This is a genomic window from Micromonospora ureilytica, assembly GCF_015751765.1.
In the GTDB taxonomy this organism is placed as follows: domain Bacteria; phylum Actinomycetota; class Actinomycetes; order Mycobacteriales; family Micromonosporaceae; genus Micromonospora; species Micromonospora ureilytica.
Window position 1 is genome coordinate 4,990,056 of record NZ_JADOTX010000001.1, and the last position, 23,677, is coordinate 5,013,732.

At 71.7% G+C, this 23,677-nt stretch carries 23 protein-coding genes; 11 read left to right on the forward strand and 12 right to left on the reverse strand.

What is annotated here, in order from left to right; genetic code table 11:
- The first annotated feature begins 138 nt into the window (after positions 1 to 138).
- The 8 genes from eccB to IW248_RS22760 all read left to right on the forward strand — a co-directional run bounded on the left by eccB (position 139) and on the right by IW248_RS22760 (position 6,729).
- On the forward strand, positions 139 to 1,761 hold the full coding sequence (eccB, locus tag IW248_RS22725; protein WP_196928609.1) for a type VII secretion protein EccB: 1,623 nt from the start codon (positions 139 to 141) through the stop codon (positions 1,759 to 1,761).
- Between the two features lie 46 nt (positions 1,762 to 1,807).
- Positions 1,808 to 2,218: a hypothetical protein gene (locus IW248_RS22730; RefSeq protein WP_231396403.1), complete on the forward strand. Its 411-nt coding sequence runs from the start codon at positions 1,808 to 1,810 to the stop codon at positions 2,216 to 2,218.
- Positions 2,211 to 3,506 carry a WXG100 family type VII secretion target gene (locus tag IW248_RS22735; RefSeq protein WP_196928610.1) on the forward strand — a complete coding sequence of 432 codons (1,296 nt, stop codon included), beginning with the start codon at positions 2,211 to 2,213 and terminating at the stop codon, positions 3,504 to 3,506. The genes IW248_RS22730 and IW248_RS22735 overlap by 8 nt, the downstream gene beginning before the upstream one ends.
- A gap of 235 nt (positions 3,507 to 3,741) precedes the next feature.
- Complete coding sequence (locus tag IW248_RS22740) at positions 3,742 to 4,077, forward strand: hypothetical protein (protein ID WP_196928611.1); 336 nt, start codon at positions 3,742 to 3,744, stop codon at positions 4,075 to 4,077.
- Positions 4,078 to 4,231: 154 nt separating this feature from the next.
- The gene (locus IW248_RS22745; RefSeq protein WP_196928612.1) at positions 4,232 to 5,050 is read left to right on the forward strand and encodes a hypothetical protein; all 819 of its coding nucleotides are present in this window, start codon (positions 4,232 to 4,234) and stop codon (positions 5,048 to 5,050) included.
- Positions 5,051 to 5,083: 33 nt separating this feature from the next.
- Positions 5,084 to 5,422, forward strand: a complete 339-nt coding sequence (locus IW248_RS22750; protein WP_196928613.1) for a YkvA family protein — start codon at positions 5,084 to 5,086, stop codon at positions 5,420 to 5,422.
- 31 nt (positions 5,423 to 5,453) lie between these two features.
- Positions 5,454 to 5,861 (forward strand): pyridoxamine 5'-phosphate oxidase family protein, encoded by a 408-nt coding sequence (locus tag IW248_RS22755; protein ID WP_196928614.1) that lies wholly within the window; start codon positions 5,454 to 5,456, stop codon positions 5,859 to 5,861.
- 223 nt (positions 5,862 to 6,084) lie between these two features.
- Positions 6,085 to 6,729, forward strand: a complete 645-nt coding sequence (locus IW248_RS22760; RefSeq protein ID WP_196928615.1) for a C39 family peptidase — start codon at positions 6,085 to 6,087, stop codon at positions 6,727 to 6,729.
- A 10-nt stretch (positions 6,730 to 6,739) separates the two neighbouring features.
- Here the strand turns inward: IW248_RS22760 and IW248_RS22765 are convergent, their stop codons facing one another.
- Positions 6,740 to 8,065: a terpene synthase family protein gene (locus IW248_RS22765; RefSeq protein WP_196928616.1), complete on the reverse strand. Its 1,326-nt coding sequence runs from the start codon at positions 8,063 to 8,065 to the stop codon at positions 6,740 to 6,742.
- A 172-nt stretch (positions 8,066 to 8,237) separates the two neighbouring features.
- On the opposite strand from IW248_RS22765, the gene IW248_RS22770 reads away from it, so the two are divergent.
- Entirely contained in the window at positions 8,238 to 8,843 is a 606-nt protein-coding gene (locus IW248_RS22770) for a hemerythrin domain-containing protein (RefSeq protein WP_196928617.1), read from the forward strand.
- Positions 8,844 to 8,907: 64 nt separating this feature from the next.
- On the opposite strand, the gene IW248_RS22775 is transcribed toward IW248_RS22770, so the two are convergent.
- Complete coding sequence (locus tag IW248_RS22775; RefSeq protein WP_231393380.1) at positions 8,908 to 9,078, reverse strand: antitoxin; 171 nt, start codon at positions 9,076 to 9,078, stop codon at positions 8,908 to 8,910.
- Positions 9,079 to 9,291: 213 nt separating this feature from the next.
- On the opposite strand from IW248_RS22775, the gene IW248_RS22780 reads away from it, so the two are divergent.
- Positions 9,292 to 10,392: an AI-2E family transporter gene (locus tag IW248_RS22780; RefSeq protein ID WP_196928618.1), complete on the forward strand. Its 1,101-nt coding sequence runs from the start codon at positions 9,292 to 9,294 to the stop codon at positions 10,390 to 10,392.
- Here IW248_RS22780 and IW248_RS22785 read toward each other — a convergent pair whose 3' ends face one another.
- Entirely contained in the window at positions 10,393 to 11,046 is a 654-nt protein-coding gene (locus IW248_RS22785) for a dienelactone hydrolase family protein (protein WP_196928619.1), read from the reverse strand.
- Positions 11,047 to 11,239: 193 nt separating this feature from the next.
- On the opposite strand from IW248_RS22785, the gene IW248_RS22790 reads away from it, so the two are divergent.
- Positions 11,240 to 11,434, forward strand: a complete 195-nt coding sequence (locus IW248_RS22790; protein ID WP_124817091.1) for a hypothetical protein — start codon at positions 11,240 to 11,242, stop codon at positions 11,432 to 11,434.
- Positions 11,435 to 11,508: 74 nt separating this feature from the next.
- Here IW248_RS22790 and IW248_RS22795 read toward each other — a convergent pair whose 3' ends face one another.
- The 9 genes from IW248_RS22795 to IW248_RS22835 form a co-directional block, all read right to left on the reverse strand.
- On the reverse strand, positions 11,509 to 13,881 hold the full coding sequence (locus IW248_RS22795; protein ID WP_196928620.1) for a glycoside hydrolase family 65 protein: 2,373 nt from the start codon (positions 13,879 to 13,881) through the stop codon (positions 11,509 to 11,511).
- Positions 13,878 to 14,681 carry an HAD family hydrolase gene (locus IW248_RS22800; protein ID WP_196928621.1) on the reverse strand — a complete coding sequence of 268 codons (804 nt, stop codon included), beginning with the start codon at positions 14,679 to 14,681 and terminating at the stop codon, positions 13,878 to 13,880. Before IW248_RS22800 ends, IW248_RS22795 begins: the two co-directional genes overlap by 4 nt.
- Before the next feature lie 59 nt (positions 14,682 to 14,740).
- Positions 14,741 to 15,205 (reverse strand): DUF4442 domain-containing protein, encoded by a 465-nt coding sequence (locus IW248_RS22805; RefSeq protein WP_196928622.1) that lies wholly within the window; start codon positions 15,203 to 15,205, stop codon positions 14,741 to 14,743.
- A gap of 63 nt (positions 15,206 to 15,268) precedes the next feature.
- Positions 15,269 to 16,279, reverse strand: a complete 1,011-nt coding sequence (locus IW248_RS22810; protein ID WP_196928623.1) for a hypothetical protein — start codon at positions 16,277 to 16,279, stop codon at positions 15,269 to 15,271.
- A 94-nt stretch (positions 16,280 to 16,373) separates the two neighbouring features.
- On the reverse strand, positions 16,374 to 17,672 hold the full coding sequence (locus IW248_RS22815) for an ABC transporter ATP-binding protein (protein WP_196928624.1): 1,299 nt from the start codon (positions 17,670 to 17,672) through the stop codon (positions 16,374 to 16,376).
- Positions 17,673 to 17,795: 123 nt separating this feature from the next.
- Positions 17,796 to 20,006, reverse strand: a complete 2,211-nt coding sequence (locus tag IW248_RS22820) for a bifunctional glycosyltransferase/CDP-glycerol:glycerophosphate glycerophosphotransferase (RefSeq protein WP_196928625.1) — start codon at positions 20,004 to 20,006, stop codon at positions 17,796 to 17,798.
- A gap of 15 nt (positions 20,007 to 20,021) precedes the next feature.
- The gene (locus tag IW248_RS22825) at positions 20,022 to 22,082 is read right to left on the reverse strand and encodes a DUF5941 domain-containing protein (protein ID WP_196928626.1); all 2,061 of its coding nucleotides are present in this window, start codon (positions 22,080 to 22,082) and stop codon (positions 20,022 to 20,024) included.
- On the reverse strand, positions 22,079 to 22,825 hold the full coding sequence (locus tag IW248_RS22830; RefSeq protein ID WP_196928627.1) for an ABC transporter ATP-binding protein: 747 nt from the start codon (positions 22,823 to 22,825) through the stop codon (positions 22,079 to 22,081). Before IW248_RS22830 ends, IW248_RS22825 begins: the two co-directional genes overlap by 4 nt.
- Before the next feature lies 1 nt (position 22,826).
- Positions 22,827 to 23,654, reverse strand: coding sequence for an ABC transporter permease (locus tag IW248_RS22835; RefSeq protein ID WP_196928628.1), 828 nt, complete (start codon positions 23,652 to 23,654; stop codon positions 22,827 to 22,829).
- Positions 23,655 to 23,677: the final 23 nt, after the last annotated feature.

Here is a 23,677-nt window from a genome sequence, read left to right on the forward strand (position 1 = left end):
TACGGCTCTGCGCCGGGTCGGTCCGGTGCCGGCCACGAGCGGTGGTCCCAAGGAACCACCGTCGGCCCCTTATCGTAGGGAAGCCCGCGACGGCACCTCGACCTGATCGTCGCGGAAACACCCCGCCGGAGGTAAGTCATGCGGACCCGCCGCGATCAGGTGCAGGCGTACCGCTTCGTCACCCGCCGCATCGTCTCCGCCTTGCTGTCGGGCGATCCGGAGACCACCAACCTGCCGATGCGACGGCTCGGCATGGCCGTCTTCGGCAGCGTCCTGACCGCGGCCATCGTGCTCGGTGGGGTGGGCGCTTACGGCCAGTTGACCGGTGGCGCGGCGCCGCTGGACGACAACACCCTGGTCATCGAACGGGAGACCGGCGCGACGTACGTGTTCATCGAGGGGAAGCTGCACCCGACGCTCAACTACACGTCGGCGCGCCTCATCGTGAACGACGCGAGTGCCGCGGTGCGGACGATGTCCCAGGCGTCGCTGCGGGACCGGCCCCGCGGCGTCACAGTCGGCATCGTCGGGGCACCTGACGCACTGCCGGACCGCAAGTCGCTGACCGGGCTGCCCTGGTCGGTCTGCGACGTGCCCGACCCGGTCGACCGGCAGCGGTCCAGCACCCGGCTGGTGATCGACCGTGCGCTGCCCGGTGGCACGCCGCTGGGCGACCGGGCGGTGCTGGCCTCGGTGGACGACCAGCGGTACCTGATCGCCAACAACACAAGGCTCCAGCTGCTCGACCCGTCCCGCACGATCACGGCGCTGCGGATGGCCGGCACCGACCGACTCGAGATCGGGCAGCAACTGCTCAACGCCGTGCCGGCCGGGCCGCCGCTGCGCAGGCCGTCGCTGGCCGGTGAGGGCGAGCCCAGCAGCCGCAAGGTGGGCGGGCAGTCGTACGACGTCGGATCGGTGTTCAAGGCAGCCGGGCGGCACTACGTGCTGACCCGGGACGCTCTCGTGTCGATCAGCGAGATCACCGCGTTGCTCCTGATCAGCAACGGCGGTCGGATCACCGACATCACCCCGAACCAGGCCAGCGAGGCGTTCGAGGAGCGGCGGATCGAGGAGGAGGGGGTGCCCCCGACGATGCCCGCTCTCTACCCGGCCCAGCCCGGTCAGACGACGCTCTGCGCGACGTACCGGAAGGGCAGCGCGGGCGGCCCGCCGACCACCACGATGGAGGTCTTCGACCGGGTGCCGGACGAGCTGACCGACAGCGATCCGGGGTTGGTGCCGGTGCGCCAGACCAGGCGCGACGCCGTACGCACGGCCGAGGCGGTGCTGCTCCCCGGCGGCAAGGGTGTCATCGCGCAGGCCTCGCCCGGTGCCGGAACCAGCGGGTCCGGCGCCGCCGGGTCGACGATCTACCTGATCAGCCCGCAGGGCATCCGGTATCCGCTCGGCTCGGCGGCGACACTTGACGTACTCGGCTACGGCGGGATCACTCCGCTGGCGGTGCCCGGCTCCCTGCTCGCACTGATCCCGACCGGGCCGACTCTGGACCGCGAGGACGCGTTCGCCGTCTTTGCTCCGGACGGACCGGCACCGGCCGCTCCGTCGCCGAGCGCGCCGCGGTCGGGCTCACCGTCGCCGGCGTCGCCCTCGGGCTCGTCGTCCGCAGTGCCACCGTCCCGGTCGTCGTCCTCCCCGCCACCGTCGGGCTCGACACCGTCGACTCCGGCCAGTGGCGCCCCGTCGAGCGGCGGGACCGGCGGCGGGGGGTCCACCGAATCGACAGACGCCGACGGCTGAGCAGCTTCGACGGGTCGCCCGGAGTCGCACGGGTGGACTAACCTGGATGTCGCTGACGGTTGTCAACCAGAACGACGGGGATGTTGCCATGGCCGGGCGTACGGAAGTCGACCTGTTGTCCCTTGAGGACTTCCACGAGCACCTGGCGTCGCGGTTGAGCCAGGCCGAGTCGGTGCTGCGCAAGCTCAACACCGAGATGCAGTGCCGGCCTCCGGCGTTGGGCTCGTTCCTCGACGCCACCGACAACGCGCGTCGCTACAGCGAGGTGCACCAGTCCTATGTCGACCAGGCCGAACGGATCCGACAGGCGGTGCTGGCGGCACAGCAGGCGACCAGCACGATCCTGAGCAACTACCGCACCGCCGAGGCGCGTAACGCGGCCAACTCCGACGATGTCACCGCCGCGCTGACCCCGGTCGACCGCGCGTTGCAGCCGAAGGAGGACGGGCGTGTCTGAATACACCCAGCGCTACCAGGGCAACAGCCACCAGCAGCTGTACGACGGCCTGATGGCGGGCAAGCCGGAGCAGATCGAGGGCGTGGCCACCCAGTGGGCCGAGCTCAAGGGCATCCTCGACGGCCTCGGCCGGGAGCTGAGCGGCGACCTCGACAAGCTCGCCAACACCTGGACGGGTTCGGCAGGTCAGGAGTTCCACCGGCGGCTCAGCTTCATCGTCGCCCACACCAACGCGTTGGGTGAGGGGATGGCCGGCATCAAGCAGGGGTTGACCATGATGGCCGACCATCTGCGCGCCGCCCACAAGCAGGCCGAGAGCCCGGAGGAGACCGACGACAACGACAAGGCGATCGGCGGCGCGATCAAGGGTGGCGCGGTCTTCGGTCTGACCGGTCTGATCGTCGGGGGCATCGCGGGTCACCAGCAGGACAAGGCAGAGCAGGAAAAGGCCCACCAGCGGATGGTGAACCTGGTGGCCGACCTGGCCAGCAGTTACGACATCTCCGCCTACGACCGGGTGGTCGACCCGCCCCCACCGGACCCGGATACTCCGAACACCGCCCGCAAGGATCCGACGACACCACAGAGTGTCTCGGCCATCGCCAGGGTGACCGGCGGTCCCAACACCGGCGCGGACACCGGGCACACCGGCGACGCGACCATCTCGTCGCCCGACCGCGTTGCCCAACTGCCCGGCGACGGGTCAGCGCCGGGCGAGGTCGGCTCGGGCACCGGGGGCAGCCCGGCTGTCGGCGCCGCTCCGATCGGCGCTGGCAGCGACCTCGCCGACCGCGGCACCTCCCTCGCCGGAGCGGACCCACTTGTCGGCGGCGCGCTGCTCGGTGGGGGTGCCGCCGGGCTGGTCGGCCTGTCCGGGCCGGCCGGCGCGCCCGCCGGGGCGAGCACCGGCCCCGGCCTGCTCTACGCAGGGCAGGGCGGGTCACCGGCCGGCGGGGTGTTGCGCAGCGGCGCGCTCGCCGGCTCGGGCAACGCACCCCCCACCTCGGCTCGACCGACCGGCGGTGGTGCGGCCCCGGCGGAGACCCGCGCCGCCAACGGGGTCGGGCGCAGCATCGACGGCCAGCGCGGTGGGAGCGGCGGACGCCCGGCCATGACCGGTGGCAACGCCCGACCGGGGTCCGGCGGCGGCCGTCCCGGTGTCCTCGGCGGGCAGGGTCGAGCGCAGGACGACGACTCCGACGAGCGGCTGACCTGGTTGACCGAGGACGAGATGGTGTGGCAGGGCGACGAGAAGGCCGCACCCCCGGTGCTCGGCACCGGCGACTGACCACGGCCCACCCTCGGCGCGCCCGCACCACACCCGGACGATGCGCGGTGCCCCCGATCGGACCCGATCCGGTCGGGGGCACCGCCGTTCCCGGGCACCGATCGACGGCGTCCACAGTGCGCATGGTGGTGGCGGTCACGCCCGCGCGGTCCTTCGCCGTGCTGCGATACGCCAGGACGGGCGATAGGTTGGTCGGGTGTCGTCCGCAGCGTTTGCCCGCCCAGCTCGGTGGGCTGTGCTGCGGTCACTGCGGGAACTGACCCGCCTGGCGGTCACCGCGCTGGTGCTCGCGGTCGGCCTCGGTGCCGCTCTCGCCGCGACCCCACCGCCCGCCCCCACGCAGCTCCGGCCCAGTGCGGTGAGCAGCCGGGTGGCAAGTGTCCGCCCCGACGCCGGCCCGGCCGTCGAGCGGGCCGGCCAGCCCACTGTCGCCCCGCCGGCAGGCACGCGCGATGCCGCCACGGCCGATACCGCCACGGCGACCGGTCCGGTCGCGGCGGGCCTGGTGCACGCCCCGGCCATCGATCCCGGCCGTGGCACTCCTACCCGACGCGGCCCGCCCGCCCCCTGAGCCAGGCCCGGCGATCCCCGGGGCCCGATCCCGGCTGATCCCGTACGGCACCTGAGTTCGCCGTCGACGGGACGACCCCGCCACCGGGCCGACCGGTGCTGCCGCGCCTTCCTGCCGCCCGTCGATACCCGCCTTCGACCGCGAGGTGCTGATCATGCAAACCATCCTCTCCGCCGTCCTGCCAGACCTCTCCCGGGCCGCCGTCATCTGGCTGAGCCTGCTCGGCGTGGTCGCCGTCGCCGTCTCCGCTCTCCTGCTGCGACCCGGCCGGTTCCGCTTCGATCCGGGCTCCCGGATCCGTCGCGCGGCCATGCCGAGCCAACTTGAGCAGGCGCAGGAGGAGCGGGAGCAGAGCCGCTACGCGCAGGAGGTCGCGGTGGCCGCGGAGCGGGCGACCACCACCGTGCGGCGCCGCCGCGCGGAGTGGGTGGCCGCGCAGGAGGAGGTCGAGGCGGCCTGGTTGGCGTACGAGGCGGCCGAGGCCGGCGTGCGGCGGCTCGACGCGGCGGCCGCGATGCCGCTGCCACACACCGCACGCACCCCCGCCGAGTACGCGGACCGCGAGCGCTACCTGCACCGGGCGGCGCTGGACGCGTACTGGCGGCGGGAGCTGTCGGTGGAGCAGCTCAGCGACGTCTTCGCGCACCGCGACGGCTGGGACCCGCGACTGCACCCGGTCGAGCAGGAGCTGGTGCTCCAGCGGGCGATCCGGGACAACCTGGCGGCCAAGCACGCCGCGGCCCGCGAGCGGGAGCAGACCGCGTGGCGGGCGGCGGAGTTGGCGGTGGCCGCGGCTCGCAGTCTGCGCGAGGAGGCGCACGCCGCGACCGGTCGACGGGTCGCCGAGTCGGCGTCGGTGCTGCCGCTCAGCGAGGTTGCCCGACCGTTGGGCGCGCAGACCCGGGAGAACGTCGAGCAGACCCGGGAGAACAAGGTGACGGCTCGCGGTCGTGCGACGGTGCCCGCCTTCTGAGCCGAGCGGGGTCGGGTGGGTTAGCGTGACGGCATGTCCCGACAGGCGTGGGTCCTCGTGGTGGTCGCCGGCATCCTGGCGCTCGCCACACTTGTCGGTGCCGTGGTGCTGGCGGTGCGGGTGGTGCGTACGCGGCGGATGCTGACCGGGCTCGGCGCGGGCGGCAAGGTCGCCTTCTACGGTGCGCTGATCTACACGATCTTCCCGGTCGACGTGCTGCCGGACCCGATCTACCTGGACGACATGGGGGTCCTTGCCGCCGCGTTGATCTACCTGACCCGGCTGGTGCACAAACGTCGGGCGGCGGGTCGGCAGTTGCCCGGTCAGCCGGACGCCCTACCGGATCGGGACCGCGCGCGCCGCGTGCCATGATCAAGGTCGGTTCGGCGGACAGGGGACGGGCATGACTGGCGATCATCGGTTGGACGTGCACGATGACCGTGTTGTCGCCTTCTGCGCAGAACGGCACCTCGCGACCCTGACCACAGTGCGTGCGGACGGCACCCCGCACGTCGTACCGGTCGGCGTGACTCTCGACCCGGCGGCCGGGCTGGCCCGGGTCATCACCTCCGGCGCCTCCCGCAAGGCCCGTCAGGTGGCGTCGGCCGGCGCGGCGGGCGCGGCGGTGGCCGTGTGCCACGTGGATGGCCGCCGCTGGTTGACGATCGAGGGCCGGGCGGTGCTGCGGTCGGATCCGGCCGCCGTGGCGGAGGCGGAGCGACGGTACGCCGAGCGGTATCGGACACCACGCCCGAATCCGGAGCGGGTGGTCATCGAGATCACCGTGACCGGGCTGCTGGGGAGCCTCTGAGCTGACCGCGCGTCCCCGACGTCCGGTTCGGCAGGGCAGGGACACCGCGCAACCCCCGGCGCCCACAGCCGGCGGAATTCTCCGTGGAGCAGAGCGGTTACGCCCTCGGTACGCCCAGGGCCGAGACCACAGATGGTCGGCCCCCGTGTTGCGCCGAGCGCCATTCCCGGTGCTGCCGCCCTCCGCCGGCCGGAGGCGCCAACCCCCGAACGGAGACTCGACAATGAACCCGATCGTCCAGAAGAGCGGTCTGTCAGTCGTCGGCCTGCTGGTCGCCGGCGGTTGCGCCCTCGGCCCGGCGGTGGCCGCGCAGGCCGCCCCGGTGCAGGCCGCGCAGGCCTCGGCGAACCAGAACGACCGACACGCCGAACGGATCCTCGGCGTCGACTACCAGGCCCAGCCGAACTTCTACTACTGCGGTCCGGCCGCGACCCGGATCGCGTTGTCCGCCCAGGGCAAGGCGCTCTCCCAGGACGAGGTGGCCCAACTGCTCGGCACCACCGAGGCGGGTACCCCCTCGGCCCTGGACACCACCCGGGTGCTGAACGAACTGACCGGCGGCAAGTACCGGACCACCGAGATCCGTGATTCGGTGGCCCGCCCCGACCAGGTCGAGCAGCTGCGCCGCGACGTGCTGGCCGCTGTCGACGCCGGCCGGCCGGTGGTCGCCAACATCAAGGGCACGACAGTGGACACCGACGGCAACCCGCACTCGTACGAGGGCGGCCACTACCTGACCCTCGTCGGCTACCGCGACGGTGGTGACACGATCCGGGTCGCCGACCCGGCAGACCCCGCGTTGGGCGAGTACTGGATGAGCCTGCCGAAGATCGCCAACTGGATCGCCGAGCGCGGCTACTCCTCCTGACCCTGACGGTTCACCGGGCCGGTCTCTCCCGTGCGGGGAGGCCGGCCCGACCGTCGTTACGGGTCCGGGCGGCGAGGTGCGCGCGTCGACGGGCGCGGGCAGCCCGCGTTGGTCGGGCCCGGTGCAGGTGTCGCCGGACCGGCGGGTGGATCTCCGCTTCCCCGGCACCGGTTGCCCGGCGCACGATCCGATTCGCGTCGTCGGGTTCAGAACCGGCCGCCCGGAGCAGATCACTGGCCGCGGTGCGCAGTCCGGTGACGAGGGACTCGCCGAACGACCTGACCCCGCTCGCGGAGGCCCGCCCGGCCAACTCGGCGCACTCCTCGACCAACCGGCGGGTCCGCTGAGGGTCCTCACCGACCCTGCACTCGGAACGCATCTCCGCCACCGCCTGACCCAATCGGCTCATCGCGTCCGGCAGCTCCGGCGGAATCGGCTCGTCGTACTGCAAGGCGGTGGTCGACCAGCGGGCCATGGCACGAGTGTCCAACAGCAACCGCTCCAGGTGGTCCGCGCTGCGGGCGTACCTGTGGTACTGCTGCCGGCGGTGCCAGCGAACCGGAGCGATCGTCACCACCTCCTCGGCGCCGCTCAGCGCATCGTGCAGCCGACTCAGATCGCCCTCGGTGCCCCGGAGCCGCTCCAGGACCTTCAGGGTCCGGTCGCCGTCGCGCTCGCGCATCGCCTGGGCCAGCTCGGCGAGTTGCTCGCAGAGGACCGCGAAGATCGGGGCCGCGGCCCGGTCCAGCACTCGCATCGGGTTGATCGGCAGCAACAGCGCGACCACCACCAGGCCGACCGCCCCACCGACGAGCGCGTCGAAGATCCGGGGCAACTCCAGGCCACGTTCCATCGGGGCCAGTGTCGCGATCAGCACTGCGGTACCGCCGGCCTGCCCGACCAGCGGACCACCCTTCCCGGCCACCAGCAACGCGGCGGCGATGGCAAGTGCGACCACTGCGCCGGTCTGCCACGGACCCGAGCCCAGCAGGAAGCGCAGCGTGTCGCCGATGATGATGCCAAGGCCGACGCCGCCCAGCAGCTCGAAGGTGCGCCGGGCCCGCTGCCCGATGGCGGTGGCGATCGTGCCGACGGCGGCGGCGGGAGCGAAGACGTGCGACCCGGGGCCGAGCAGGTTCTTGGCGAGCAGGGCGGCGATCGCCGCGGCCAACCCGGCCTGGACGGAGATCACCAGGGTGACCTCCCACTGCCGGGCCCGGATCCGGCCGGCCTGCCCGCCTCGGTGCCGCGCCTGCCGCACCTGCCGAACCGTCCGCTCGGCGGTCTCATCGAGCCGCGACTGATCACGGTCGGCGGGTGGGTGGTCGTCGGCCATGGGGGCGGATACCCCGGCGACGGCAGGGCAATCGCGGCGGGGTCGGCACCACCGCCACCACAGCCACCACCGCCACCGTCGAACACATCGTCACCCGTAGGTTTGTGCAGCCCCGTGGGGGTACCAGAGCCTCACACCTCCCACCGATCCGCAACCGGTAAGGGGCCGTGACATGACCAACCCAGCAGCCGCCGACGACCACGACGCCGTCGACATCCTGGTCGCCGATCATCGTGAGATCGAGGCAGTCCTCGTCGAGTTGGCGACCCGGCGGGGCACCCCCGAGCACCGCCGGCACCTCGTCGACGTGGTGATCGCCGAACTCGTCCGCCACACGGTGGCCGAGGAGGCGTACGTGTATCCGATCGCCCGCAAGGCGCTGCCCGACGGCGACGAGATCGCCGACCGCGAGATAGCGGAGCACGCCGACGCTGAGCGGACCATGAAGGAGTTGGAGTCCACCGAACCGTCCGACCCCCGCTTCGACGAGCTGCTCGCCCAGCTGACCAGCACCGTCCGACACCACGTGGCGGACGAGGAGAAGGAACTCTTTCCGCGGCTACGCGCGGCGACGGCCCGGGAGGAGTTGGTCGAGGCTGCCGCCAGGGTGACGGCGATCAAGGACATCGGGCCGACCCGGCCACATCCGGGGAGCCCGGACAACCCGCCGGCAAACAGGCTGCTCGCCCCCGGCATCGGTCTGGTCGACCGGCTGCGCGACGCGTTGAGCGGCCGACCCACCTCGATGGACGAGCTACGCGACAGGCAACAGCGCTGACCCGCGTACCGTCCGCTCCTCCCGGGCCGCCGACAGCTCGGCGGCCCGGGCGGAGCATGGCGGGTCAGCGGACCTGGTCGCCCTCACCGGTGCGCGCCTGGGCCTGGTCCACGCCCTTGTCGATCTGATCGCCGTACTTGCCGCCGGTGCGTTTGTCGGCCATGTCGCCAGCCTTCTCCGCACCCTGGTCGACCTGCTTGTCATGCTTGTCCGCGAAGTCCTTGGCCTTGTCCATGAAGTCACCCACGACGTTCCTCCTCGGTCCGGTCCGTCCCCTTCGCGTTCCCTCGGCCCGACACCGCAAACGCCGTCGCTCCGGAGGCAATTGGCGAACACCCGCCCGCGTCACTCCGGCCGACGTACGATCCGCGCGGGCGACGGCCGGCGATTCGGGTGTCGGGGGACGACCGACCGGGTACCGACCTCGTCGAGATCGAGGAGGACCGACATGGCCGCAGAGGACCCCGGACCGACAGGCGGCCCCGGGCCGCGCCAGACCTGGGCGGCGCTGCCCTGGCTGGTCCGAACCGCGGTGTCGTGGAGCGCCTGCCTGGTGGTGGTCGCCGCCGGGCTCTACCTGCTGGGCCGGATCGCCGTCCTGTTGGCGCCGCTGGCCATCGCTCTGGCCGCCACCATCTTCCTCACCGCGCTGCTCGATCCGGTCCTGCTTCTGCTGCGCCGGTTGCGTCTGCCGGCGGCGCTGGCCGCGCTCTGCACCGTACTGCTGCTGCTCGGCATCCTGGTCGGCGTCGGCGCCCTGGTGTGGAATCTGACCGCCAGCCAGTTCGATCAGCTCAGCCAGGAGCTGACGCAGGGGGTCGAACGCAGCCGGGACTTCGTGACGTCCACCCTGCCGGTCAGCGAGGCACAGCTGGACCGGCTGGTCGACCAGGCCCGGGAGGGGCTCAGCGGCAGCTCTCCGGACCCGGTGGCCGGCGCCCGGACCGCCACGGAGGTGTTCGGCTCCGCACTGCTGGCTCTGGTGCTGCTCTTCTTCCTGCTCAAGGACGGCCGGTCGATGTGGCACTGGGTGCTGTCCCGGGTGTCCGGCCCGACCCAGCCGGTGCTGGCCGAGGCCGGCAGGAACGGTTGGCAGACGTTGGGCGCGTACAGCCGGGGCACCATGTTCATCGCCGCGATCGACGCGCTGGGCATCGGGCTGGCCCTCGTGGTGCTGCGGGTGCCACTCGCCCTGCCGCTGGCATTGATCACGTTCCTCGGCGGGTTCGTGCCGATCATCGGGGCGACGGTGGCCGGCGCGGTGGCGGTGCTGGTGGCGCTGGCCGCGAACGGTCCCACCACCGCGCTGCTCACCCTCGCGGCGGTGATCGCCGTGCAGCAGATCGAGGGCAATTTGCTGGAGCCGCTGGTCATGAAGCGGCAGGTCCGACTGCATCCGGCGGTGATCCTGGTGGCGGTCACCGCGGGCACGCTGATCGCGGGCATCGCTGGCGCCTTCGTCAGCGTCCCGATCACCGCCGTCCTCTGGCGCGTCATCGACACCGTCCAACAGCGCCGCTCGGCCTCGGCCCTCCTGCCCGCGGACTGATCATCGGCTGAGGTGCGTGGTGAACCAGGCGCCGGCCTGGTCGGCGACCTGCTCAAGGGTGCCGGGCTCCTCGAAGAGATGGGTGGCGCCGGGGATCACCCGCAGCTCGCCGACCTCCCCCAACTCGGCCAGCGCCCGTTCGTTGAGCGTGATCACCTCTTCGTCCAGCCCGCCCACCAACAGCAACGTCGGGGTACGCACCTGGGCCAGCGCGTTCCCGGCCAGGTCCGGCCGACCACCTCGGCTGACCACGGCAGCCACCCGGTCGGCGCGGGACGTCACCGCGACCAGGGCAGCGGCGGCACCCGTACTGGCTCCGAAAAGGCCAATCGGCACGTCACCGGCAGGACGTTCGACGGCGAGCCAGTCGACGATCCCGGCCAGCCGGCTGGCCAGCAGCCCGATGTCGAAGCGCAGTTCCGCGGTTCGCGCGTCCACCTCGTCCTCGGCCGGGGTGAGCAGATCCGCCAGCACCGTGCCGAGCCCACTGTCGTTCAGCGTCCGAGCCACCGCTACGTTGCGCGGGCTGTGCCGGGAACTGCCGCTGCCGTGCGCGAACAGCACCACGCCCACCGGCTGGGCGGGCAGCGTCAGGTCGGCGGGGAGCTGAACGTCCCCGATCGGAATCGTCACAGTGCCGCGCTGCTCGTCCATGCCCCCACCTCCGCGTGCTCGCCGGTGGTCCGGGTACCCCACCCGCCGCCCGGCACGCACGCGGCGGCGGCCTCACTCCGCAGCGCGTGGGCACGCCGCCGGGCCGCGTTTGCCCGATGGGGCGTCGGGTACGCGACGAGCGACCGCAGACCGTGTCGGCGCAACCGCGCCCCGACGGATCGCGAGGATCGCCATGGCCAAGCAGCAGATTTCCCGGCAGCAGCAGCTGACCGAGCAGGCCCAGCGTGAACAGGACGCCGAGCGCAATCAAGACTTCGGGGACCAGGATTTCGGGGACCAGGCCGCTTCGGCGCGGCTGCCCGACGATCCGAAGGCGGCGACGCCCCGGGACGCGATCGGGCGTCCGTCCACCGGCGAGCCGGTCTGACCTACACGGGACCGGCGAGCCGGTCTGACCCACCGGCGTGGGCGGGCGGGGCGGGAACATTCCCGCCCCGCCCGTCACTGTTCGCGTTCGGGCAACCGCAGCAGCGGAGACCGGCCCGGTGGCTGCTCGGGCGGAGGGCCGGTCGGCTCGGCCGGCGGCACCGGGACCGTCACCGGTTCGTCGCAGGTCACCCGCAGCATCTGGTCGTGGTGGCGCAGCTCCACCGCGTCGTCCGGGCCGCCGTGGCGCAGCGAGTATGTCGTCTGGTGCGGCCGGACATCCACCCGCAGGGAAAGCCCGCGCCACTGGAGCGAGAACTCCAACCGGCTGAGTCGGCTGGAGAGCCGGGGGGCGAAGGACAGCTCGCCGTCGTGGTCCCGCAGACCACCGAACCCGCTCACCAGGGCGAGCCACGCGCCGGCCAACGACGCCATGTGGACGCCGTCGCGGGTGTTCTCGTTGAGGTCGTGCAGGTCCATGAGCGCGGCCTCACGCAGGTAGGTGTGCGCGAGTTCCGGATGGCCCACCTCGGCGGCGAGCACCGACTGGGTGCAGGCCGACAACGACGAGTCGCGTACGGTGCGGCGCTCGTAGTAGAGGAAGTTGCGCACCTTCTCCTCGGGCGTGAAGGCGTCCCCCCGCCAGTGCATGGCAAGGACGAGGTCGGCCTGCTTCACCACCTGCTTGCGGTACAACTCGAAGTACGGGTAGTGCAGCAGCAACGGGTACTTCTCCGCCGGGGTGTGCGTGAAGTCCCACTCCTGGAGTCGGGTGAAGTCCGCCACCTGCTGGTGGACGTCGAGTTCCTCGTCGTAGGGCACGTACATGGAGGTGGCGGCGTCCCGCCAGCTCGCGGCCTCCTCGTCGGTGACCCCGAGGTGGAACGCCTCGTCCCGGTAGCGCATCACCACGTCGGCGGCGGCGAGCAGGTTCCGCTGCGCCATCAGGTTGGTGTAGATGTTGTCGTTCTTCACGGCGGTGTACTCGTCCGGGCCGGTGACGCCGTCGATGTGGAACTGCCCGTGCCGGTCGTGGTGGCCGATCGAGCGCCACAGCCGGGCGGTCTCCACAAGCAGCTCCAGCCCGATCTCCCGTTCCAGCTGGGTGTCCCCGGTGACCATCACGTAGCGGCGCACGGCGTCGGCGATGTCGGCGGCGATGTGGAAGGCGGCAGTGCCGGCCGGCCAGTATCCGGATGATTCCGGGCCCTCGATGGTCCGCCAGGGGAAGGCGGCGCCCCGGAGGTTGAGCGTCTCGGCGCGTTCCCGCGCCGAGTCCAGCGTGCTGTGCCTCCACTGCAACGCGCTGCGCACCGCGCTCGGCTGGGTGTACGTGAGCACCGGCAGGACGAACATCTCGGTGTCCCAGAAGGCGTGGCCGTCGTAGCCGGGGCCGGTCAGCCCCTTCGCCGAGATCGGCCGCTGCTCGGCGCGCGCGCCGGCCTGCAACACATGGAAGAGACCGAAGCGGACGGCCTGCTGCACCTCCGGGTCGCCCTCGACGAGCACGTCGGAGGCGTCCCAGAACGTGTCGAGGTAGTTGCGCTGCTCCCGGTGGAGCCCGTCCCACCCGTCGAGCCGGGCGCCGGCCAGCGCCGCGCCGACCTGGTCGCGCAGCGCCGGCAGGGACCGACGGCTCGACCAGCTGTACGTCAGATACTTGATCACCCGCAGCTTCTCGCCGGGCTTGAGCACGCAGGCGATTGTGGTACGCACCCAGTCCTGGTATCCCTCGGACTCGATGGTGGTGTGGTCCGGGCCGTGCACCTCGTGCTCCATGGCGGCGGCGACCCGCAGACCGGAAACCTTGGTGCGGTGGATCAGCTGACCGCCGTCGGGGGTGGTCAGCTCTTCCTCGGCCTGGAGCGGCGACTCCAGGACCGCCGCGACCCGGGGGTCCTTGCTCTGCGCGGGCAGCGACTCGTTGGCCACCAACTCGGACTGCACGATCAGCCGCAGCGGGCGGTCGACGGCCTCCACCTCGTAGCTGATGGCGGCCACGGACCGCTGGGTGAACGAGACGAGGCGGGTGCTGCGGACCTTTACCTCGCGGCCGGCGGGCGAGCGCCAGTGCAGCTCCCGGTGCAGAGTGCCGGCCCGCAGGTCGAGGATCCGCTCGTGGGCGAGCAGCTCTCCGTAGCGCACGTCGAGCGGTTCGTCGTCGACCAGCAACCGGATCAGTTTGCCGTTTGTGACGTTGACGATGGTCTGCCCGGACTCGGGGAAGCCGTAGCCGGCCTCCGCGTACGGCAGCGGACGCAACTCGTAGAACGAGTTGAGGTAGGTGCCGGGCAGGCCATGCGGCTCACCCTCGTCAAGGTTGCCCCGCAGCCCGATGTGCCCGTTGGAGAGCGCGAACACCGACTCCGACTGGGCCAGCACGTCCATGTCCAGCCGGGTCTCCCGGACGTGCCACGGCTCGACCGGATAGGCGCGTTCACGAATCATGCGGGGCCTCGTTCGGCGGCGAGCGGGTCGGTATCGGTGCGGGTCGGCGCCGGCGGGTCGGCGACGTCGAGCAGGTCGGCGAGGTCCTTCACCACGATGTCGGCGCCGTGGGCGAGCAGTTCGTCAGCCTGCCCGACCCGGTCGACGCCGACCACGTAACCGAAGCCGCCGGCGCGACCGGCGGCCACTCCGGAGAGCGCGTCCTCGAAGACGGCGGCCTGTGTCGGGTCGACGCCGAGCAGCCTGGCCCCGGCGAGGAAGGTGTCGGGGTGTGGTTTGCCGCGCAGCCCCTCAGCGCGGGCGACGAGTCCGTCGACCCGGGCCTCCAGCAGCGGCTCGAACCCGGCGGCGGCGACCACCTCACCCCCGTTCGCGCTCGCGGTGACCACGGCTCGGCGGAGCCCGGCGGCGGTCGCCGCCTTCAGGTACCGCACCGAGCCCGGATAGACCTCGACGCCGGCGGTACGCAGCTGGTGCAGCAGCAGGACGTTCTTGCGGTTGCCGAGGCCGTTGACGGTCTCGGCCTCCGGCGGGTCGTCCGGGCCGCCCTCGGGCAGCACGATCCCGCGGGAGGCGAGGAACGTCCGGACGCCGTCGGCCCGGGGTCGGCCGTCGACATAGCGGTTGTAGTCCGGGCCCGGATCGAACGGTTGGAACGGCTCGCCGGAGACCGTGGCGCGCTGACGAAGAAACTCGTCGAACGTCTGTGTCCAGGCGGCGTTGTGTACGCGGGCGGTCTGCGTCAGCACACCGTCCAGATCGAAGAGACAGGCGGTCACGTGAGCAGGTAGGCCCAGCACGGTACGAATCTATCCACCCTGCTGGGCCCGCAAACCCGTTTCCGCCGCCCTGAGGCGTTTCAGTTCGGTCGCAGCGTCCAGATCACGGTCATCGCCGCTGTCGGCTTCCCGTCCTCGGTGGCGATTTCCACAGCGATGGGGAATTCCGGGCGCTGACCGGCCTCCAGCTCCTCGATCACCTCGACTGCCGGCCGGCCGAGTCGCGCGGTGGCCAGCACCGGACCCATGGCGAGTTTCCGGTAGGCGATCTCGGCCCGGACGGCCAGCGGCACGGCTCGGTCGAGCAGCTGACCGAAGGCGGCAAGCACGACCGCGCCGGAGGCCGTCTCGCCGAGTGTGAACATGGCGCCGGCGTGCGGTCCGCCGATGTGGTTGTGGGTGGCCGGCGAGTCGGGCAGCCGGACGACTGCCCGCACGCCGCCCTCCGCCTCGGGTGCCACCTCGACGAACTCGAGACCGAGCGTACGAGCGAACGGCACCGCTTCCAGCATGCCGGCCGCCACCTGGCGGGAGTCGATAGTCATGGCCCGACGTTACTCATCGGTAACCAGGCCGGCAACCAGCAACTCTCGCCGGCGGCGGCATGCTCAGAGGTTGGCGATGGTGCGCAGGATCTCCGCGTAGAAGTTGCCGTCGATGCTGCGGAAGAACGCGAAGTCCTGGCCCGGGTCGCCGAAGAACGGACGCAGCGTCCAGGCCAGTTGGGTGCCGACGAACCCGAAGAGCAGGATCCAGATGTAGAGCAGCGTCATGCTGGCCGGCCGTTGCGCCGGCTCGCCGCCTCGGGCGGTACGGCCGTCCCACGGGCGCTGCGCCACGTAGCCGGGCGGCAGCATGCCCGGCGGGAACGGGGCGCCGGCCGGCTGCCCGGCCCCCTGAGTCGGAACCTGGGCCGGAGCCGGCGCTGTCGTCACGGCGCCGTTCGGCGTCGACTCGGCCACCGCGGCTCCGGCCGGCACGGCGACCGGTTCGGCGCTCTGGCCGGTGGCCGCTGCCGCTGCCGGCGTCGCCCCGACGGCCACCGCGGCCGGCACGGCCTGGACCGGCGCCTGGGCGGCGGCCTGCTCGCCCACCTTGGCGTTGGCGGCCTCCGGCGCGAGCAGGCCGTGGTCGTTGAGCACCTGCATCCCGCTGGTCAGGAAGCGCAACCCGACAAGCGCCGACAGGGTCAGGATCGCCACGTTGAGCAGCTTGAAGAACCCGTAGTCGTTGGCGGTGATCAGAAAGAAGAGGCTGATCGGCGCGAACGCCACCGCGAGCATCGAGGTGACAGTGATCGCCACCATCACCAGCGCCAACGACTGTCGCACCGAGAGTCGGGCGCCGAAGACCAGGTTAAACAGGTAGAGCGTGGGCAGGCAGATGGCCAGCGTGACCAGGAACAGCAGTGGCAGCTTCAGCGCCGAGGTCAGTGCCATCAGCGGACTGTGGAAGAAGCCCAGCACCGCCCCGTAGCAGGCCAACGCGATTGCGGAACTGGTCAGCATCCGCCCGGTCAGGGCGTTGAGGTCACGCTCGGCCACGATCTGCTGCCAGATGCCCTCGCGATCCCGCAGGATGCGCTCGATGACGAGCGGGCTGGGACGGTCACCCGACACGGGTGCACCCCTCTCGGTGGACTTTCACAGTGGACTGGGTGGGCAGACGGTAGGACACGGGGTGGCGAGCCCGCCACCCCGCTCCGGCGCGTCGTCAGCGCCAACCCACGTCGATCCGGTCGCCGCGCTCGTCGAAGAAATGCAGCGCGTCCATCCGCACCGAGACGGCGAGCGGGTGACCGGCGCTGACCGCCGGGTACGGCGCCAGCCGCACCGCCAGCTCCGCCGGGCGTCGGTGGTGCCGGCCCGGATCGGGGAGCACGCTGGTCTGGACGCCGCTGGCCGGCGGCTCCTGCGCCTCCACCGGCTTGCCGGTGAGCCGCTGCATCACCGAGCCGAACCGGCGCAGGCCGCGCTGGCCGACCGGCGGCGGTTCGAGCGGTGCGCCCATCTCGTCGACCACGATCGCGGTCGCGCCGATGTCGAGGAACGCCAACGACTCGTGCCCGTGGTGCTCCAGGTAGCGGATCCGCCCGCGCAGCACGTCGCCGGGGCTGTCCGGTGCGACCGGGGTGAGCGCCTCGGCCCGCATGCCGACCACGATCCGCTCACCGTGGTAGTGCGCCACCGCCCGACTGCGGATGTCGTTCCAGGGCAGGTAGAGCGACTGGTCACCGAGGTTGAGCGTGACGTACCGGTCGAGGTGGACGTAGACCGACGCCTCCAGCAGGTTCATCCGTGGGCTGCCCAGGAACGCTGCCACGTAGAGCGTCGCCGGTCGGCCGTACACCTGGGTTGGTGTGCCCACGTCCTGGAGCACGCCGCGGCGCATGATGGCCACCCGGTCGGCCATGGTGAGCGCCTCGGCCTGGTCGTGCGTGACGTAGACGGTGGTGACGCCCAGCTCCCGGGTCAGGCCCGAGATCTCCGCCCGCAGCTCGGCCCGGAGACCGCTGTCCAGGTTGGACAACGGCTCGTCCATCAGGAACAGGCCGGGCCGGCGGACGATCGCCCGGCCCATCGCGACCCGCTGCCGTTGCCCGCCGGAGAGCTGACCCGGCTTGCGGGCCAGCACGTCGCCGATGCCCAGCGCGCTCGCCACGTCACTGACCCGCTCACCCCTCGGCTCGGGCTCGATCCCGGCCAGCCGCAGCGGAAAAGCGATGTTGTCGCCGACTGTCATGTGCGGGTAGAGCGCGAAGTCCTGGAAGACCATGGCGATCTTGCGGTCCCGTGGGGGGAGGTCGTTCGCCAACTCCCCGTCGAGCATGACCGCGCCGGTGGTCGGGTCCTCCAACCCGGCGATCATTCGCAGCACCGTCGACTTGCCGCACCCGGACGGCCCAAGCAGCACCATGAACTCGCCGTCGTTGACATCGAGATTGATGCTGTCGACGGCAATCGTGCCATCCCGGAAAACCTTGGTCACATCCTTGAGCGTGACGGTGCTCACCGTCTTCCCCCTCAGCGCGTCGGCCGAACCCCACAAGACTGTGACCAGGATCATGGGTTTGTGACATCGGGTAAACGTCTCATGTTCGGTCGATGACGCTGCTATTAAACGACAGAAGTCCGATCAACAGCGCGTTGACGGCTCGCCCGGCTCTCCGAGGAACACCCGGCGCACCACCCGCTCCGCCGCCCGCCCGTCGTCCATCGTGCAGAACCGGGCCCGGAAATGCTCGCGGGCCTTCTCCGCCGCGTCCGAGCGCACCGCGTCGGTACGGAACAGGTCGAGCAGATCGGCGAAAGTGGACGCCACCGACCCCGGCGGTTCGGCCGTCACGTCGAAGTAGACCCCCCGGGCCAGCTGGTACGCCTCCCAGTCCGGGGTGTAGAGCACGATCGGCCGGTCCAGCACCGCGTAGTCGAACATGGCCGACGAGTAGTCGGTGACCAACACGTCCGCCACCAGGTAGAGGTCCTCCACCCGCTGGTGGCCGCTGACGTCGCGAACCCGCTCCCAGTCCTTCGGCTGGCCGGGACGTCGATCACGGTCGTGGAAGTAGTGGCTGCGCATCAGCAACCGGCCCGAATCGCCCAGCGCCTGGACGAACCGGTCCGGGTCGAACGGCGGCCGGTAACCGGGCAGGTGCTCGCGGTGCGTCGGGGCGTACAGGACGACATGCTCGTCGGGGTCGAGGCCGAACTCCGCGCGGAGTCGGCGCACCTCGTCCGGGCCGGCGGTGACCAGGCGGTCGTTGCGCGGGTACCCCACCTCCAGGGTGGTGTACGTGGCCGGGTACGCCCGGTCCCACATCTGGGTGGAGAAGCTGTTGGCGCTGACGCTGTAGTCCCAGCGGTCCACCCGGCGCAACAGCCCGGCGAAGTCCATCCGGCCCGCGCCGATCGGGTGGCGCTGCTGATCCAGCCCCATCACCTTGACCGGCGTGCCGTGGTGGGTCTGCACGTGCACCTGTTCCGGTCGCTTGCGGACGAAGTCCGGAAAGTTGACGTTGTTGACCAGCCACCGGGCGCGGGCGAGCACCCGGTAGTACGCCGGCGTGCCGGCCACCACGTACTCCACCCCGGTCGGCACGGCGTCCACCCGGTCCCGGCGCACCACCCACACCCCGCGCACCTCCGGCGCCAACCGGCGGGCGACCTCGTAGATGGCCGCCGGGTTGCAGGAGTATCCCCGGTACCAGTACGCGGCGTACACCGCGAGCGTCGGGTCGACCGGCCGCCGCAACTCGGCCCGGTAGTACTCGCGCAGCAGCCCGTCGCGGGTCAGCCGGGCACCGCGCCGGGCGACCGGGCCGACAGTGCGCCGAGCGGTGCGGGCCCGCCGGCGGGCGGCGTCGCGTGCCCGGCTGGCGGCCCGCAACGCGCTGAAGGTGCGCCACCGGCCGGACGCGACGAGCTTGTGCTTGATCCCCTCGACCCCGTCCGGCACCGGATAGCCGCCGGGCGGCAGCCAACGCTCGTAGTCGGCGGTGATCTGCGCGAAGAACGCCTCCCGCAGCTCCGGCGCGATCCGCTGACCGTTGCCGAGCACGGTCAGGTAGTGCCAGATCATCCGTTCGAAGACCGCCGGCCGCAGGGCCTCCGTCGCCGGCCCCCACGAATCCATCAGGTGGAAGACCCGGTGCCACTGCGGAAAGACCTCGAAGTGCCGGTCACCCCGGGTCCGGGTGATCGCGCCGGCACGGCGTTGGCGGTAGTTGACACAGACCCGGTCCAGTACGCCGATCCGGTGCGCGGCCATCAGCACCGGGTAGCTGAACGAGACGTCCTCGTACCAGCCGGGCGCGAAGCGCAACCCCAGGTCGACGAGGAACTCCCGCCGGACCAGTCGGTTCCACGCGGTGTGCAGCAGATGCATCGCCCGCGGCCGGTCCCGCAACCGAAACGTGCCCGGGCCCGGTGCCTCCGGAAACACCTCGGCCATCGCGCTGCGGGTCGCGGTGTCGTTCCAGTGGGCGCGGACGTGGTCGACGAGCAGGACGTCCGGGCGGGTGACCCGCAACCGCTCGGCGACCTCGGTCAGGCACTCCGGAGCCAGCCAGTCGTCACCGTCGAGGAACCACACGTACTCGCCGACGGCCCGGTCCAGCCCGATGTTCCGGGCCGGACCGAGACCGACGTTCTCCGCCAGCCGGACCGAACGGACCCGCTGGTCGCGGGCCGCGTACTCGTCGATGATGTCGCCGCTGGCGTCCGGCGAGCAGTCGTCGACGGCGATCACCTCGATGTCGGTCTCCGGCTGACCGAGGATGGAGTCCAGGCATTCCCGCAGGTATCCCTGCACCCGGAAGGCCGGCACCACGAAGCTGATCAGGGTCATCCGGCCGTCCCTCCGTCAGCGCGGCACGGCACCTCCAGCGCCCGCCGGCGCCACCGACGCCCGCGCGCTACGGGCCGGTCGCACGAACCAGGCCAGGACGGCGCTCACCACGAAAACCACGAGAAGGTACGCACCGAGTGTAGCCAGTCCGATACCCGCAATTCCGGCGATCGCCGCGAGGGCCAACAGCACCGAGCGGCCGTCCCAACCCAGCGTCGCCGCGTGCAGAGGCGGTGCCACCTGCCGCTTCTCCAGCCGGGCGGTCAGGTCGTAGTGGTGCACGGTGAGCACGAAGACATACCCGAAGATCAGCCAGCCGGGTGCCCCGCCGACCACCCCGACCGCGATGGCGAACAGGTACTCGGCGGCCCGCAACGCGGCGGGCACCAGCCAGTCCAGCGGACCGTTGTGTGCCGCTCCCGCGCCCAGCCCGGCGACGAGCAGCACCAGCAGCGCCACCGGCAGCGCCCAGCGCAGCCCCTCGGGCGTGTCACTCAGCAACGCCCCGACCAGTAGCACCGCCGGGCCGAGCGCGGCGATCACTGCCAGGGTCAGCGGCCCCATCGGGCGGACCACCGGCAACCAGCGGGCCAACGGCCCGTCGTCGCGGTGCAGGGTGGCGTCGACAGTGTCCAGCACCGGCACCCACATCCAGCGGGCCCGCAGCGTCCGCAGAGCCCCGGTGTACGCGAACGCCAGCACCCCCCAGACCAGCACGGCGATCAGGCTGACCAGCGGGTTGAACAGCGCCACTGTCACCGCGATCAGCGCCCACCGCTCACCGATCGGGAAGACCACTGTCCGCTTCAGCCAGTACGACACCGACCCGGTGTCCGCCTGCACCCGCGTCGACGCCGCGTTGAGCCGGTCACCGATCCCGCCGCTGGCGCTCGTCGCCGTACGCGGCCGACGGGCCGCCTCGTCGTGCAGCACCCCGTACCAGGTGTCGGTCATGTGCCGGACGGTCTGCAAGGTCATCGCGGCGATCGCGAGCGCCCACCCGTTGCCCAGCCCGGCGTGGCTCACCCCGAAGCCCAGCCCGGCGTAGACCAGGTACTCCTTGGCCCGGTCCGCCATCGTGTCCAGCCAGCCGCCCCAGGCGCTGAAGTGCCGGGTGTAGCGGGCCAGCTGGCCGTCCACGCAGTCCAGCACGAAGCCGAGGTAGAGCAGCACCGCGCCAGCGACCAGCGCCCGTCGCCCACCGGCCCCGAACAGCACCGCCGCGCCCAACGCGAAGAGCACCGAGATCACCGTCACCCCGGTCGGGGTGAGCCGGAGCCGGGCCGAGAGCCGGACCACGAGCGGCGACCAGGTGCTGACGAAGTAGGTGGAGAAGAAGTCGTCCTTCTCCTTCACCGACAGCCGCAGCTCGGCCCGGTCCTCGTCGACAGCTGTCACCGCCGCCTCGGCAGCGGTCAGCCCGGCCTGGTCCTCGACCCGGTGGGCGACGAGCAGGCGTACCCGCTGAGCGAAGATCAGGGTGCCGAGCGCCGCGAGGCCCGCGAAGAGCCGGTCCACGGCGGACCCGGGGCCACCGGCCGCGACCGACCCCCCGGACCCGGCCCCGCCGGTCGCCGGCAGCGGCGCCACGTCGCCGGCCGGGCCGATCGGGGCGGCGACGGGGAGCAGCCCGGACGCGGCGGCCCGGGCGGCGGCCGCGAGGGTCGGCAGGTCGTCCACGCCGACCCGCAGCGCGCCGCCGAACACGCCTGTGGCGTCCCCGTCAAGGGCGTCCAACGCGCCGGCGTCGACCACCTGGCCGCGTTCCTCCCGCACGGCGGTCCGACCGGGCACCGGCGGGTCGCCGAGCACCAACGCCACAGTGGGCCCCACCGGGCTGGTGGCCAGGTGCCGCAGTACGGCGGTGTGCGCGACCAGGTCCGTGCCGGTGATCAGCACGGGCGCGGTCGCGGTGGCGACCAGGTCGGTCAGCTCGTCGAGGTTGGCGGCGAAGCGCACCTCGTTTGCCCCGGCCTGGCGCAACTGGGCGGCCAGGCGGTCGGCCAGTGGCTCGCCGGTGGCCGTGGTCAGGCCCGCCGCGGGCCTCCCGGCGGCGAGCACGATCGCGAGCGTCACCGCGGGACCGCGGCGTGGTACGCGTCGAGCGCCTCGGCGATGGTGCCGTCGAGCGTCAACCGGCCCGCGTCGAGGTACAACCCCCGACGGCAGAACCGGGTCAGGTCCTTTTCGTTGTGTGACACCAGCACCAGCGTGCGCCCCTCCCCGAGCAGACGATCAATCGTCGCGTAACACTTCTTGCGGAACTCCGCGTCCCCGACCGCGGTCACCTCGTCCATCAGCAGGATCGGGTGCGGCAGGTGCGAGATGATCGCGAAGCCCAGCCGCACCTTCATCCCCGACGAGTAGTGCCGCACCGACGTGTCGATGGCCCGTTCCACCTGCTCACCGGCGAACTCGACGATGTCGTCGAAGTGCCGCTTCAGGTAGCTCGTCGACAGTCCGTGCAGCCCACCGACCAGGTGCAGGTTCTCCCGCCCGGTCAGGTCGTTGGAGAAACCGGCGGACAACTCCAGCAACGGCGCCACCGCGCCGTGCACCCGGATGCCGCCCTCATCCGGAATGAGCACCCCGGCGATCAGCCGCAGCAGGGTGCTCTTGCCGGTGCCGTTGCGACCGATCACCCCGACCGTCTCGCCGGCCTGGACGGTGAACGACACGTCCCGCAGCGGCCAGAACTGGCCGGGCAGCGCGCCACGGCCACCCCGGTGGATGAACAACTCGCGCAGCCGCAGCTGACGGCGACGGTTGCGGACGAACCGGATGCCCAGGCCCTCCGCCTCGATGATCGGCGCGGCCACGTCAGAGCTCCTTGAGCACGGCGGGCTCCAACCGGCGGAACGACCACCAACCGGCGGCCAGCACCAGCAGACTGCCGACGATCGTGGTGGCGAGCAGCCGGGCGTCCGGGAACTCGTCCGGATACCAGATCGCGTGGTGCAACTGGAAGATCCCGACCAGCGGGTTCAGCTCGTAGACCACCTTCAGCCAGCCGGGTAGGCCGGACTCCCGGACCAGGCTGAGCGGGTAGATGATCGGCGTGGCGTAGAAGAGCACCCGGATGATCAGCCGCATCAACCGTTCCACGTCGCGCATCAGCACGTTCCACGCGGACAGCAGCAGGGCGAGCCCGGTCAACAGGACGGCCTGGACGGTCACCGCCAGCGGCAGGGAGAGCAGCGACCAGCCGGGGTGGATCCGACCGTGCACCGCGTAGATCACCGCGATGGCGATCAGGATCGGCAGGCCCGCCGCGTACTCGGCGAACCGGCCGGTGACCCGGCCGATCGGGAAGACCTGCCGCGGCACGTTCATCGTGGTGATCAGCCGGGACTGGCCGGTCAGCGCATTCGTCGCCTCGCTCAGCGCCGAACTGGTCCACATCCAGGCGAAGATGCCGGTGATCAGGAACAACGGGTACGACCCGGCCGCCTCACCGAGGTGCCGACCGGTGTCCCGGGAGTAGAGCACCCCGAAGACGAACCAGTAGATGGCGCCCATGCCGAGCGGCTCGATCAACGACCAGAAGTAGCCCAGCACCGACTGCTGGTACTTGACCGCCAGATCCCGCCGGACCAGGATGCGCAGCGAGTTGCGGTGCGACCACAACGCCGCGACGCCAGCGGTCACCGCGAGCCTCCCGCCTCCTGAAA

Coding starts and splice junctions, on each gene's coding strand:
- eccB (WP_196928609.1), top strand. CDS start 139: ATGCGGACCCGCCGCGATCAGGTGCAGGCGTACCGCTTCGTCACCCGC.
- IW248_RS22730 (WP_231396403.1), top strand. CDS start 1,808: ATGTCGCTGACGGTTGTCAACCAGAACGACGGGGATGTTGCCATGGCC.
- IW248_RS22745 (WP_196928612.1), top strand. CDS start 4,232: ATGCAAACCATCCTCTCCGCCGTCCTGCCAGACCTCTCCCGGGCCGCC.
- IW248_RS22750 (WP_196928613.1), top strand. CDS start 5,084: ATGTCCCGACAGGCGTGGGTCCTCGTGGTGGTCGCCGGCATCCTGGCG.
- IW248_RS22755 (WP_196928614.1), top strand. CDS start 5,454: ATGACTGGCGATCATCGGTTGGACGTGCACGATGACCGTGTTGTCGCC.
- IW248_RS22760 (WP_196928615.1), top strand. CDS start 6,085: ATGAACCCGATCGTCCAGAAGAGCGGTCTGTCAGTCGTCGGCCTGCTG.
- IW248_RS22765 (WP_196928616.1), bottom strand. CDS start 8,065: ATGGCCGACGACCACCCACCCGCCGACCGTGATCAGTCGCGGCTCGAT.
- IW248_RS22770 (WP_196928617.1), top strand. CDS start 8,238: ATGACCAACCCAGCAGCCGCCGACGACCACGACGCCGTCGACATCCTG.
- IW248_RS22775 (WP_231393380.1), bottom strand. CDS start 9,078: ATGGACAAGGCCAAGGACTTCGCGGACAAGCATGACAAGCAGGTCGAC.
- IW248_RS22780 (WP_196928618.1), top strand. CDS start 9,292: ATGGCCGCAGAGGACCCCGGACCGACAGGCGGCCCCGGGCCGCGCCAG.
- IW248_RS22785 (WP_196928619.1), bottom strand. CDS start 11,046: ATGGACGAGCAGCGCGGCACTGTGACGATTCCGATCGGGGACGTTCAG.
- IW248_RS22790 (WP_124817091.1), top strand. CDS start 11,240: ATGGCCAAGCAGCAGATTTCCCGGCAGCAGCAGCTGACCGAGCAGGCC.
- IW248_RS22795 (WP_196928620.1), bottom strand. CDS start 13,881: ATGATTCGTGAACGCGCCTATCCGGTCGAGCCGTGGCACGTCCGGGAG.
- IW248_RS22805 (WP_196928622.1), bottom strand. CDS start 15,205: ATGACTATCGACTCCCGCCAGGTGGCGGCCGGCATGCTGGAAGCGGTG.
- IW248_RS22820 (WP_196928625.1), bottom strand. CDS start 20,006: ATGACCCTGATCAGCTTCGTGGTGCCGGCCTTCCGGGTGCAGGGATAC.